The organism is Ferdinandcohnia sp. GQ5 (genome assembly GCF_059759275.1).
In genome coordinates, this window is sequence record NZ_JCAXEW010000001.1 from 300,796 (window position 1) to 313,684 (window position 12,889).

General features: G+C 36.8%; 12 protein-coding genes. 3 read left to right on the forward strand and 9 right to left on the reverse strand.

All coding sequences use genetic code 11. The annotated features are described in order from the left end of the window. Nucleotides 1-16 precede the first annotated feature (16 nt). Nucleotides 17-769, reverse strand: coding sequence for an ABC transporter permease (locus AC6CHV_RS01435; RefSeq protein WP_341331614.1), 753 nt, complete (start codon nt 767-769; stop codon nt 17-19). Continuing rightward, nucleotides 766-1,494, reverse strand: a complete 729-nt coding sequence (locus AC6CHV_RS01440; protein WP_440273689.1) for an ABC transporter ATP-binding protein — start codon at nt 1,492-1,494, stop codon at nt 766-768. The genes AC6CHV_RS01435 and AC6CHV_RS01440 overlap by 4 nt, the downstream gene beginning before the upstream one ends. 148 nt (nt 1,495-1,642) lie before the next feature. On the opposite strand from AC6CHV_RS01440, the gene AC6CHV_RS01445 reads away from it, so the two are divergent. Beyond that, nucleotides 1,643-2,974, forward strand: a complete 1,332-nt coding sequence (locus AC6CHV_RS01445) for an NAD(P)/FAD-dependent oxidoreductase (protein WP_440273690.1) — start codon at nt 1,643-1,645, stop codon at nt 2,972-2,974. A gap of 45 nt (nt 2,975-3,019) precedes the next feature. Here the strand turns inward: AC6CHV_RS01445 and AC6CHV_RS01450 are convergent, their stop codons facing one another. Genes AC6CHV_RS01450 through pdhA form a run of 4 tightly spaced genes read right to left on the reverse strand, consistent with a single transcriptional unit; the run spans nt 3,020 to nt 7,331 of the window. Beyond that, a complete protein-coding gene (locus AC6CHV_RS01450) occupies nt 3,020-3,937 on the reverse strand; it encodes a malate dehydrogenase (RefSeq protein WP_440273691.1) in 918 nt (305 codons plus the stop codon). Nucleotides 3,938-3,985: 48 nt separating this feature from the next. Next, nucleotides 3,986-5,251 carry a dihydrolipoamide acetyltransferase family protein gene (locus AC6CHV_RS01455; RefSeq protein WP_440273692.1) on the reverse strand — a complete coding sequence of 422 codons (1,266 nt, stop codon included), beginning with the start codon at nt 5,249-5,251 and terminating at the stop codon, nt 3,986-3,988. 18 nt (nt 5,252-5,269) lie between these two features. Next, nucleotides 5,270-6,250, reverse strand: a complete 981-nt coding sequence (locus AC6CHV_RS01460; protein WP_440273693.1) for an alpha-ketoacid dehydrogenase subunit beta — start codon at nt 6,248-6,250, stop codon at nt 5,270-5,272. Between the two features lie 13 nt (nt 6,251-6,263). Further along, nucleotides 6,264-7,331 (reverse strand): pyruvate dehydrogenase (acetyl-transferring) E1 component subunit alpha, encoded by a 1,068-nt coding sequence (pdhA, locus tag AC6CHV_RS01465; RefSeq protein WP_246006379.1) that lies wholly within the window; start codon nt 7,329-7,331, stop codon nt 6,264-6,266. Between the two features lie 139 nt (nt 7,332-7,470). Here pdhA and AC6CHV_RS01470 point away from each other — a divergent pair, with 139 nt between their 5' ends. Together AC6CHV_RS01470 and AC6CHV_RS01475 are read left to right on the forward strand one after the other, a co-directional pair. Further along, a complete protein-coding gene (locus tag AC6CHV_RS01470; protein ID WP_440273694.1) occupies nt 7,471-9,069 on the forward strand; it encodes an ATP-binding protein in 1,599 nt (532 codons plus the stop codon). Nucleotides 9,070-9,074: 5 nt separating this feature from the next. Next, nucleotides 9,075-9,746, forward strand: coding sequence for a response regulator (locus tag AC6CHV_RS01475; RefSeq protein ID WP_498077950.1), 672 nt, complete (start codon nt 9,075-9,077; stop codon nt 9,744-9,746). 40 nt (nt 9,747-9,786) lie between these two features. Here AC6CHV_RS01475 and AC6CHV_RS01480 read toward each other — a convergent pair whose 3' ends face one another. From AC6CHV_RS01480 to AC6CHV_RS01490, 3 genes are all read right to left on the reverse strand, one after another. Beyond that, entirely contained in the window at nt 9,787-11,301 is a 1,515-nt protein-coding gene (locus tag AC6CHV_RS01480) for a tripartite tricarboxylate transporter permease (protein ID WP_440273696.1), read from the reverse strand. An 18-nt stretch (nt 11,302-11,319) separates the two neighbouring features. Continuing rightward, the gene (locus AC6CHV_RS01485; protein ID WP_121446131.1) at nt 11,320-11,739 is read right to left on the reverse strand and encodes a tripartite tricarboxylate transporter TctB family protein; all 420 of its coding nucleotides are present in this window, start codon (nt 11,737-11,739) and stop codon (nt 11,320-11,322) included. 90 nt (nt 11,740-11,829) lie between these two features. Beyond that, nucleotides 11,830-12,876 carry a tripartite tricarboxylate transporter substrate-binding protein gene (locus AC6CHV_RS01490; protein ID WP_121446130.1) on the reverse strand — a complete coding sequence of 349 codons (1,047 nt, stop codon included), beginning with the start codon at nt 12,874-12,876 and terminating at the stop codon, nt 11,830-11,832. Between the last annotated feature and the right edge of the window lie 13 nt (nt 12,877-12,889).

Consider the following 12,889-nt stretch of genomic DNA (forward strand, 5'->3'; position numbering starts at 1 on the left):
TTGATTTTATCCATTATTACCTCATCTTCAAAAATTGCATACGTTGGTTAAATAATGTTGGATACGATAAAAATCCGAGCATAATGCTTGTTACAGCTGCTGTGGTTAGGAGTAAAAAGAGCACGAGTAATTGAAATTGAACTGCTTGAATGGGATTTGCGCCAGCGATGATTTGACCACTCATCATACCCGGTAGTTGAACAAGTCCGATTGTTTTTTGACTTTCAATGGTAGGAATCATACTTGCCTTGATCGACGTAATCAGTTGTGTATGGATTGCTTGTTTTGGTGTCCCGCCTAAGGATAGGATAAGTTCGGTTTGCTCCTGATGGCTGTCAACCTCCGACGTAAATCGATTTAAAAATAGAATGGCAAGAACCATTGAGTTACCAACAACCATTCCACTGATTGGAATGATATATTGGGCTGTTGCAGGTGTAATCTGGAATCCAAGTAAAATTGCTTGAGTTAACACCTCCATAAAAATTAAGGTAGCAGCGATTTTCCAGGTGATCCCTTTGATGGCCCTGCCTTTTTTCCTCGCATTTTGAGTAGCTGCAACAATCATGACAATGACCATTAGAAAAATATAAATGAGACTCTCTGTATCGAAGACAAATTTTAAAATATAGCCGACAGCAAATAATTGTATGATTGAACGGACAACTGCAATGGTCGTGTCTTTTTCCAATCCTAGATTAAATGTTTTTGATAAAAAAATTGGGATAAGTACAAAAATTAGGGCTATTGCTAAAGCAAGTGTACTCAATCCATCTCCCCCTTCACAAATTGTTTTACTTTTTCATGATTCGGAGATTTCAACAATGTACTCTCACCTGTTTCAATAACTTCCCCTTCCATCATAACCCATACATAATTGCCAATTTCAATGGCTTGTTGGAGGTTATGGGTAATCCAGATGATGGTTACATTGTACTTCTGGTTGATTTTTACGATGAGTTCCTCAACTTCATGTTTCGAAATTCGATCGAGTGCGGATGTTATTTCATCCAATAGCAAAATTTGCGGATGGTTGACAAGCGTACGTGCAATGGATACCTTTTGTCGTTGTCCACCTGACAAATCACGGACATCTCGATTTAGGTATTCCTCTTCTAACCCAACATCTTCTAATAAATCCTTGGCTGTTTTTTCTTCTAATTCCTTGTCTTGAAGTGTCATTGGTAAAGCAAGATTATGATAAACAGTTCCATTTACCATAGGAGCATTTTGCAGGCCAATTCCAACTGCACGACGTAATTCAACTGGTTCATATGTTTGGATGTCTTTTTCCTTTATGTATATCTCACCTGAATTTGGTGACAAAAGACCATTACAAAGCTTTAAGAGTGTTGATTTCCCCGCTCCGGAAGGTCCAACTAATGAAGTAATCGTCCCCTCATAAAAGGATCCCGTAATATTTTTTAAAATATGTTTTTCATCCGCATGAAAATTAACCCTGTTAAAATGAATCGCTCGGTTTAATGTTTGCATTTATTCACTTCCTTTAATGCGATATCAATAAGATAACATATGAGCCTGATGAATAGATAAATTTTAATTCATTTTTGTATATTATGTACCTTTTTTGTCAAAGGCAATTTAAAATATTAATATATGAAAGTAATTAGGAGTGTTTTTATTGCAGCATAAGGATAAAGTTATCATAATTGGCGGAGGAATTGCGGGAAAATTAGCAGCGCGCGTTCTTTCTGATTCTTTTCGAGAAGTGATTATTATAGAGCGTGATGCTGAAGCTACTTCACCCATCCCAAGAAAAGGAGCGCCGCAAGGGAATCATATTCATGCATTGTTACATGCCGGTGAACAAGGACTTGAGAAGCTTTTTCCTGGAATCACTGAAAAGTTTTATTCAACAGGAGCCGTGAAGATTAATTCAACAAAAGACCTTGCTTGGCATCACCACGGAGTTTGGAAGCAGCGCTATGATGGTGGTTACACAACCACACTTCAAACCAGACCGCACTTGGAATGGCATATAAACCAATCCATAAAAGAGTTTAGTAACATAACAATCAAATACAAGCAAACTGTTAAAGAATATGTATATGACGAGGGAACCCATCGAATGATTGGCGTTGTGTTAAAAGACGGCAGTGTGATAAATGCTGATTTGATTGTGGACGCGAGTGGTGCAAGTAGTTTCACATATCGATGGTTGAATGATCAAGGCATACAAACCCCGCTAGAAAAAGTGAAAATTGATTTAACCTACGTTAGTCAAATTGTGGAATTGCCTGAAAATGATAACCAGGATTGGACGATCAAGCTTCTTTACCCTAACCCACCTCACGAAAAACTAGCCGGTTCCATTTCAAAGGTTGAGGGGAATCGATATTTGGTTACATTCATAGGATACCATGGCTGTATTAATGACAAAGAGGCTATTAAAGGAAATAATTTATTACACCTAGCAAAAAGGTTACAGGAGAATGATATCTATCAGACATTACAAACTGCCAAGCCTCTTACCAGTATTTCTGTTTTTCGCGTTCCAGAAATCTCATGGAGAAAAGTTGAGAAAATCAACAACTTTCCAGCTGGTCTTATCATGATTGGCGATACAATATGTAGAATTGATCCCTTTTTTGGTCAAGGAATGAGCATTGCTGTGTTAGAAGCACTTGCTTTAGAAGAAACTTTACAAAATCAATCGTTGGAAAATGTAGCTCGTGATTTTCATAAAAAGGCATCTCAAATCATTGCTCCGATATGGAACATGGTGCTTACAGAGGATTTTCGCTACCAGGAAACAACCGGTAAAAAACCTGTTGGACTCCCCATTCTCCAATGGTATGCCCGGCAGGTATTTCTTTTATCAGCTAAAGACATCCAGATTTATGATTCTTTTATAAAAGTGATGAACTTAAAACATCCAATGACGATTTTGATGAAACCAAGCATTGTTTTAGCGGTTTTGAGGAATGGGTTAACGAAAAAAGGGAATCTGTAATTAATTACAGTCTCCCTTTTTTTACCGGTTAGTTTTTAAAAGGCGTTATGATTTGTGTAAGGTAATTCCTTCGTGTATCAGTTTGACTTGCTCATTTATTTTTTGTTTAACTCTATTAAATTCTTCGGTCTCTTCCAATGTAAGAGGAATTTCTTCAATCGCTTCTACGCCATTTTTTCCTATTCTGGCTGCTTGACCAATTGAAATTCCATCCTTCCCAATCACTGACGAAGGAATAATTTCTTTTGTATCTTCAACGATTGCTTTAATAATCTTTACTAGATTTATAGAAGAAAGCCACCCTGAAGTTCTTCCTGAATTCAGGGATTGATAGTCAGAAAACCAATTTCTTATTATTTGAATGACGAGTTGTTTTTGTTCTTCTGCCAGCTGAATTTGTTTTTGATTAATATAAATACGACTAAAAATTGGAATTTGATCTTCCCCATGTTCACCAAACACAAAGGCTTCTATGTTCTCAATTGGCTCCTGTAAAACTTTTGATAGTGCCCAACGGAAACGGAATGTATCATTTAAAGAGAAACCTATCATTCTTTTTTGGGGAATTGCAACTAAGTCCTGTAATAGCGTGTGAATAATATCTAAGGGATTAGTTGCTGAAATGATAATCGGATTCTTTGTGTATTGATTAATATGACTAGAAATTTGTTGGATAATTTTATAATTACCCTCCAAATAGTCCATCCGTGATTGCACTTGTTTTTCGGGTATTCCCACTGTATTGATGATAATGTCAGAAGCTTGTAGCAATGAAAAATCACCACTTGTAATCTCTACAGATGAAAATTCAGCTGCTGCCTGCTCCATATCCATTTTGTGACTTGCAGCAATGTTTTCTTTCAGGTCAATCAAGCTAATTTCATCGACAAGGTTTTGTTGAGCTAGTACAAATGCTGTTGTTGCTCCTAGAGTACCTGCGCCTCCTAAAATACTTACCTTCAATTCTTTCAACACCTTTCATATTGAAAAATAGTACTGGATAACGTCCCTTTACACCAATTCCATAAATAGTAGATTTGGATTTTCTAAATAGCTTATGAAATGCTTTAAAAAGTATGAAGCCATTGCCCCATCAATTAATCGATGGTCAAAACTCAGGCTAATCCCCATGATGTCACGAATAACAATTTCTTCGTCTTCTGTAACGATTGGCTTTTTCTGAATACGATGTATTCCAAGGATGGCTGCCTCAGGATAGTTAATGATTGGTGTACCGAAGAGTCCAACACCGGTTGAACCAATATTTGTGATTGTAAAGGTTCCACCCTTCAACTGTTCCATTGATAAAGCATTGTTTCGTGCTTTCTCAGCTAAATTTGTAATTTCACTTGCAAGTGCTAACATGCTCTTTTGGTCAGCTTGTTTAATGACTGGAACAATGAGTCCATTTGGTGTATCGGTCGCAACCCCAATATTAAAATACTTTTTTAATATGATTTCTTCTTTCTTATCATCGATTGAAGCATTTAGATAAGGGAATTCCTTTAGTCCTGAAATAGCTGCTTTTATGATAAACGGCAAGTATGTGAGATGAACCCCTGTTTCTTTCGCTTTTATGGACATTTCCTTGCGCAGTGTAACAAGCTTACTGACATCTACTTCTTCTAAAATTGTAGACTGGGCAGCGATTTGTGAAGATTGTGTCATTTTCTTTGAAATACTTCGTCGCAAACCTCTTAGTGGAACTCTTTCTACTACCTCTTCTCCTGTTTGGATTAGATTATTTTCAAAACTTGCTTCCCTTTCCTGCTTAAAAACTTTTTCCTTCGTTGGCTTTACTTGCTTTTTTTCTTCCTTATACTTATGAACATCTTCAGCGAGGACCCTGCCGTTTTTCCCGGATGGAACAACTTGTAATAGATCCACATTTAGTTCACGGGCAATTCTTCTAACGGTTGGGGTTGCGATTACTCGTCTTTTGCCCATTTTGGATGATAGCTTTTCATCTTTATTTTCAAATCGTCCTGTTTCCTGTTCATTAACCGATTCATTGATAGTTTCCAATGATGCCTGCTTATCTTGAATTTCAAAGCTAATAATAACCGATTCTACCTCGGCAACATCGCCTTCTTCGTAGAAAATTTCCCTTACTCTCCCACTTACAGGTGATGTAATTTCAATCAAGGCTTTATCTGTTTGAACCTCTGCAATTGGCTCATCCTCATTAATGGTCTTTCCCTTTGTAACAAACCATTTTACAATTTCTCCCTCCGCAATTCCTTCACCTACATCAGGTAATTTAAATTCATAAATCATTTCATCACCTCCAAAAGATTAGTAATGTAATACTTTATCAACAGCGCGTAAGAGTCTATTTTCGTTTGGCATCCATTCATGTTCTATCTGTGAAAAAGGATATGGAGTATCAAACCCTGTGACTCTTTCAACTGGACTCTCCAAATACAAGAATGCTTCTTCCATAATTCTTGAGGCGACTTCGGCCCCAAAACCACTTGTTTTAACCGCTTCATGCATGACAATGACTCTACCGGTTTTCCGCACTGAGTTAATAACTGTTTCTGTATCAAAAGGGACCAAAGTTCTCAAATCAATAACCTCAACAGATACCCCCTTCTCGCTTTGTAATTTTTCAGCCGTCTTTTTTGCGATATGTACTGGAGCTCCCCAACTAACAATTGTAAGATCCTCTCCTTCTTTTACAATTTTGGCTTTCCCAAGAGGAATCGTATATGCTTCATCAGGAACCTCTTCTTTTACAGAACGATATATTTTCATTGGTTCAAAAAAGACAACAGGGTCGGGGTCTTGGATTGCTGCTAATAACAATCCTTTTGCATCATATGGACTACTTGGAATAACCACTTTCAAACCAGGCGTATGTGTAAAGAAAGATTCATAGCTATCACAATGAAGTTCTAATGCATGAACTCCGCCTCCAAAGGGTCCTCTGATGACCATTGGAGCAGTAAACCTTCCACCGGTACGGAATCTTACTCTCGCTGCTTGCGAACAAAGTTGGTCCATTGCTGAATAAATAAACCCCATAAACTGTAGCTCGACAATTGGTTTCATTCCATTTGCAGCAAGGCCAATTGCTGAGCCGACAATACCAGATTCTGCGAGTGGTGTATCTACAACCCTATGCTCTCCGAACTTTTCTTGAAGCTGTTCGGTTGCTCTGAACACACCTCCATTTGTTCCTACATCAAGTCCCATTACCATAACGCTCGGATCTTGTTCTAGAGCTATCTCCATTGCTTCGTTTACAGACTGAACGATTGTTTTGACCGGCATTGTTGTAACCCCCTTATTTAGTAATAAATTGCTCACTACTTATTTCTTCTTTTTGTAAAATCAAGTCAGTGGTTGGAGTTTCATAAACATGATCAAAGATATCTGAAAGTTTCGTTTTTGCTGTGCTTTCAGCTTCTTTTACAGCTTCATTTATCTCATTCTTCATTCTTTCTGCTGTTTCAGCGTCCTCTTCCTCAGTCCAAAGTCCTTGTTTAAGGAGAAAGTTTTTAAATAAAAATACCGGATCTCTTTTTGATTTCCATTCTTGGGCAATTGTATCTTCACGGTATCTAGTTGGATCATCTGATGTTGTGTGTGGTCCAACTCGGTATGTAACCGCTTCAATTAACGTTGGCCCTTCTCCATTTCGCGCACGCATAATCGCTTCTTTCGTAACTTCATAGACTGCTAATACATCATTCCCATCTACTCGAACCCCTGGCATACCGTAAGCGAATGCTTTTTGGGATATGGTCTCAGTTGCCATTTGTTTTTCAATTGGAACACTGATGGCCCATTTATTATTTTGACAAAGGAATACAGCTGGTACTTTTAATACAGCAGCCATATTAAGACCTTCATGAAAGTCCCCTTTCGAGGTAGCACCGTCTCCAAATGTCGTTAAGGCTACTCGATCTTCTCCCTTTAATTTACTTGCCCAAGCAGCACCTACAGCCTGAGGAATTTGAGGAGGAATCATAATCGCTAATGGAAAAATATTTACGTCGTCTGGAACGAGACTTCCGTCTTTGTGGCCCATTGCATAAAGCAAGGCAGTTTTCATGTCCTTGCCAAAAGTAAAACAAGCTGCTAAGTCTCTTCCATAAGGAAACAACCAATCTCCCTTTTCAAGGGCAAAAGCACTACCTACTTGGGCAGCTTCTTGCCCACTATACGGAGGGTAAGTTCCTATTCTTCCTTGCCTTTGTAAACGAAATGCCCGTTCGTCATATAATCTGGCCATTAGCATTTTTTTATAAAGCCCACGTAATTCATATTCTGATAGATTCAGAGTCTTGTTTTGTAATAGCTGGCCATCATCACCAATTCTACGGACTAAATCACATGTTTTTGTTTCCATCATACTTCCTCCCTACAATGAATGAACTATTTATTGACACAAAAGGAATACATGTTATCATTTTAACTATAAATATATTATTTTCTTTAAATTCAGACTTTTCTCTCGTTATTTGTATGCTAAAGGAAGTGAGTCAAATTTGTTTCCAAAAGTTTTTGAACGGATTCCCCTGAAAGCTAAAATTATTTTGTTTTCCACTTCTGTCATTGCTATTGTCTTAATTGTTTCCGGCTATTTATCTTACATTATTCTGTCAAAATCGATTGAAGAGACAGTTGGTGAAAACGCTCTTGAAATTACCCATCTTATTTCTAAGATGCCCGCAGTACATGAAGCTTTAAAAGAATCAGATAAAAGGGTTGATCTCCAAGAAGTCTATGAAGACTATTTGAATGAATCAGATAAAGAACTTTTTTTTGTACTAGTGAATCAGGATGGTGTTCGATATACCCATCCAGACTCATCCTTAATTGGCTTTCATGTAACCGGTAATGATATAAAAAGAGCTCTTTCTGGTCAAGCCTATTATTCTTATGCAAACGGAATATCTGGGCCTACCTTACGAACTTGGGTCCCCGTTATCGACCCTGATACAAATCAACAACTAGGAATCCTAGCAATTGGATACTCTCAAAAGAACATCAGTGGTTTTGTACAAAGAAATATGGATTTACTTGTTTATTCGCTTTTAATTGCGTTTTCAATTGGAATTTTTGCAGCTATTATTTTTGCAAAACAAATCAAGAAAATCTTACATAATCATGAACCTGAGGAGATTGCTAAGCTTTTCATCCAAAGGGAGGCAATGCTAGAATCTTTAAGCGAAGGAATAATTGCTACCGACCAAGAAAATAATATTACACTTATAAATTCAGCGGCAAAGCAGATTCTAAACCTTCCTCAAGACATCGATAAAAGAAAACTTTCCGAAATTATGGATGAATTTTCACTATTAAAATCCCCTCTTAATCACCAAAATATGGAATTATTTGTGAATGATACGGTGATATTAGCAAACTACTACCCCATTTCTAAACAGAATAAAATTTGGGGACATATCATTACATTTCATGACATCTCAGAAGTTAGACGCTTAGCTGAAGATCTAACTGGTGTAAATGAATATGTTGATGGTTTGCGGGCAAAAACTCATGAATTTTCTAATAAACTTCAAACGATATCAGGATTAATAGAATTAAATCGCTATGATGAAGTTAAAGCTTATATTTCCAACACGAATTTTCAGCAACAAAAATTATTAGAATTTTTAACACGAAATATTCTAGAACCTAAAATTTCTGGACTTTTATTAGGTAAAATCCAACAAGCAATCGAGTTAAACGTGAAAGTTACCTTTACTCCTGGAAGTAAAATTGGAACATTACCTCCCAAAATTCCAGTTGATAGTGTAGCACTTATTATCGGTAACCTACTCCAAAACGCTATTGATGCGGTTAAACATACACCATCTGGAGAAGTACAGCTTACATTTTTGGACAAGGATAATCATCTCACTATTTTAGTTGAAGATAATGGAAGTGGTGTCAATGCAGAGAATGTTCAAACTATCTTCACCAAAGGCTATTCTTCAAAAGGAACTTTAGGTTATGGATTATTCCTTGTGAAACATCATGTAGAAAACTTATTAAATGGCTCAATCACTTTTTCACAAAATGATGGAGTTTGTTTTAGTGTGCAAATTCCAAAAAAAATGGATAATCAAATATTGAAAGGATGATTACAATGATATCAACCTTCATAGTCGAAGATGATCCAATGGTTGCTAAAATCAATGCTGATTATTTACAAAAAATGACCTCCTTTTCGCTCATAGGTCATGCGAAAAATGGTAAAGATGCTCTACAGCAAATTATGAATCTCCGACCACAACTCGTTTTATTAGACGTCTATATGCCTGAGTTGACTGGTATTGAATTATTAAGAGTATTGCGTAATAAGAACGTGATGGTCGATGTGATTCTCGTTACTGCTGCAGATGCTCCTCATTTAATCGAAGAAGCACTTCGTCATGGAGTTGTTGATTGTATCCTTAAGCCATATGGTTTTGAACGATTCCAAACATCACTTGCTTTTTATGAAAAAAGACAGACAATGTTTCACTCACTACCACGAATTCGTCAATCAGACATCGATCAACTCTACTCGACTACTTTAACAGAAGAAAAAATTGTTTTACCAAAAGGGATTGATCCTGTAACCCTTACCTTAATAAGAGATGAACTTAAGAAAGCAAAGAGATCCTTTTCGATTACAGAACTTAGTAAACACGTAAAAATTTCTACCCTTACCGTACGTAAGTATATTGAATTCATGATTCAAAATGATGAAATTGTGTTAGATTTAGAATACTCCGATAAGGGACGCCCTAAAAAACTTTATTCTATTAAAATATAAATTCTTATTGAACAGTATGAGGAATTTCCCTCTTCATTCCTCATGCTGGTATGTCTTCCGTTAATTCTTTTTTCTTCTTTTTAAAAACTTTTAATACGAATGGTGCAAAGATAAATAATGTAATACATAACAAAATGATTATTGAAATTGTACTACCAACAAAGATATCCAAACTCCCATTTGAAAGACTAAATGCTTGACGTGCAGACATTTCGAGTTTTGGTGTTAATACAAACGCCAATAATAATGGAGCTATAGGATAATTATTTTCTTGGAGGATGTATGCAATAACACCGCCAAACAACATAATCCAAACATCGAACATGTTGTTATTCACACTATATGAACCAATAATACAAATAACGGTTATAATCGGCACCATTAGTGAATTTGGAATTAGAATGACTTTCATTAAGATTGGAATAAAGGCTAATCCCACAATTAAACTAATAATATTTCCTATATACATGGATGAAATTAATCCCCAAACAAAATCAGGATTGCTTTTAAATAGTAGTGGCCCTGGGTCTAGTCCCCACATGATTAACCCACCTAATAATATAGCCGTTGTGGCAGAACCGGGAATTCCAAGTGAGAGTAAAGGCACAAACGCACCAACTGCAGCCCCATTATTACCTGATTCTGCAGCTGCAACTCCTTCCATAGCTCCTTTTCCCATTTCTTTCTTATTTTTACCAACTCTTTTTTCTAACACATAGGAAAGTAATCCACCTGTTGTAGCACCTGCACCTGGTAATACTCCTAGAAAAGTACCAAGTATACCTGAGCGAATACTAGGTATTGCAATCCGTTTTGTATCTTTTTTATCTAATAGACTTTCCTTAAATGATAGCTTCTTTGTCTCTTTGACATTGAGTTTTTGAGTAATCATAACGATTACTTGGCTAAAGCCAAACATTCCTATAATCATTGGAATAAGTTCGAGTCCACTTAGTAATTGATCTGAACCAAATGCAAATCTGGCTTGCCCTGACATAGCATCTACGCCAACTGTTGCGAACATAACTCCAAGAACAGTTGCAGCAACACCTTTCGAAGGGCTTTCCCCTAGAAGCCAACCGACTGAACAAAGTGCTAATAGAATTAATAACGCAACTTCTGCTGGTCCAAAAGCTAGCCCTAGATCAGCCAATGGGGGGCCAATAAACGTTAAAGCCAATATTCCAATCGTCCCTCCAATAAACGAAGCCATATTAGCTGAAAATAATGCTTTACCTGGTTTTCCTTTTTGAGTTAGCGGATACCCGTCAAACGCTGTTGTAATAGCTGCAGAATCACCGGGAATATTGATTAATATGGCACTATATGCACCTCCGTACATACAACCATAATATACAGCGGCCAACATGATTACTCCTGTAATTGGATCCATCCCAAAGGTTAATGGTAAAAGCAAGGCGACTCCTAATGCTGATCCCAATCCAGGTATGGCGCCTATAATGATACCAAGTATCGCCCCGATTAATGCAGCTAGCATGTTCTGTAACGAAATTGCTTCCGCAAACCCAGAAAGGAGTAATTGAACAGTTTCCATAAGCATATCTCCTTTCTATTAAAATCCTACAAAACCTTCAGGAAGTGGAACCTTAAGTGAGATTTTGAAAATGATATATATAACAGATGTTGTTGTAATTCCATAAATCGATGCTCGTAAAGTAGAATATTTTTCAACAATAATGAGCCAAGCAATAATAAAAATGGCAATTGATAGAATCATTCCTAATACATAGATTGATATGATCATGATTAAGCTCCCAATAAAGGGGTATAATTGTTTTTTCACGAATCCAAACGGTTTTTTATCATTTTTAATAAAAATATTCAGTGTGAATACAGCTAAAACGAGACCTGCAATGAGAGGAATGAAACCACTGCCTGGCGCATTATTCTCCCAAAACGTATAGTTAAACCAGCCTTGATGGATAAAAAAGAGTGCGACTATAAATAAAAGAATGGATATTACTCTAGTCATGTTATATTCCTCTTTTCAACTAAATTCAAAAGATTAGAGTAGTATGGTGAAACATTGGCAGAAGGTGGTATGGACCTTCCGCCATCCATATTAATCAATAAGCCCCATTTCTTTTGATGCTTCTAAATAAAGATTTAGAACTTCTTCGTAAAATGCTTTACTTTCTTCAGCATTCATATATTGACTGGTCAAATCGTATTTTTGAATATAATCTTTTTGCCAACTCTCTGATTCATGAACTTGTTTCAATACATCTTCCCAATAAGCGATTTCTTCATCAGTCATTCCCGGTGGTCCAACATATCCTCGGAATGATGAAATTTTGATATCTCCTAATCCTACTTCTTCAAAAGTTGGAACATCCTCTAATACACCACCAATACGTTCCTGTGAAGATGTAGCTAATGCTCTAACCTCGCCAGCTTCTATTTGGGATTTCACTTCATTTGGGTTGGCTAGAGTAACATCAATGTGTCCTCCAAGTAGTGCGGAAGTAGTTTCTCCACCACTTTCAAAAGGAATATACTTTAAATCGCTTTCCCCATACTTGTTAATCAAATGACTTAAGATGTGAATTTCTGTACCTTGACCTGTTCCTCCAATCGAAACCGTCTGTGGGTTCTCTCTGGCTGCTTTCAATAGATCATCTAATGTTTTATACTTACTATCCGCTTTAACAATGATTAAATAGCTGTCTAAAGTCAGTGTACCTAATGGTGTTAAATCTTCAATTGTGACATCATTCTTGTTTAAAAATGGGCTGATAATTTGGCTGGAGTTCCAAGTTAAAATTGTATTATTAGTGCCTTCCTTCTTATACGTATAGGAGTTAGCTACTGCAGTGCTTCCTCCAGGCTTATTGACAACCATCACATTTTCATCAATCAATTTATTCGCTTGGATAATCTCTGCAAGCATTCTCGCATTTATATCACTTCCACCACCAGCACTTGCTGGAACGATTAGTTCAACAGAGCCATCAAGTTTGACGGTTGAATCTGTTTCACTTTGACTCTGATTATCTTTCGAATTTTTATCTGTAGAAGCCTCTTTTGAAGAGTCTCCTCCGCTTGAGCATCCAAAAAGAACGAGCAGTAAACACAATAGAATAGCTATAAGATGATATTGTTTTTTCACCAATATTCCTCCA

What these genes read in the sequence shown, in the direction of transcription:
- AC6CHV_RS01460 (WP_440273693.1), bottom strand. Translation starts at nt 6,250, where the DNA reads ATGCCGGTCAAAACAATCGTTCAGTCTGTAAACGAAGCAATGGAGATA.
- AC6CHV_RS01475 (WP_498077950.1), top strand. Translation starts at nt 9,075, where the DNA reads ATGATATCAACCTTCATAGTCGAAGATGATCCAATGGTTGCTAAAATC.
- AC6CHV_RS01440 (WP_440273689.1), bottom strand. Translation starts at nt 1,494, where the DNA reads ATGCAAACATTAAACCGAGCGATTCATTTTAACAGGGTTAATTTTCAT.
- AC6CHV_RS01485 (WP_121446131.1), bottom strand. Translation starts at nt 11,739, where the DNA reads ATGACTAGAGTAATATCCATTCTTTTATTTATAGTCGCACTCTTTTTT.
- pdhA (WP_246006379.1), bottom strand. Translation starts at nt 7,331, where the DNA reads ATGGAAACAAAAACATGTGATTTAGTCCGTAGAATTGGTGATGATGGC.
- AC6CHV_RS01480 (WP_440273696.1), bottom strand. Translation starts at nt 11,301, where the DNA reads ATGGAAACTGTTCAATTACTCCTTTCTGGGTTTGCGGAAGCAATTTCG.
- AC6CHV_RS01455 (WP_440273692.1), bottom strand. Translation starts at nt 5,251, where the DNA reads ATGATTTATGAATTTAAATTACCTGATGTAGGTGAAGGAATTGCGGAG.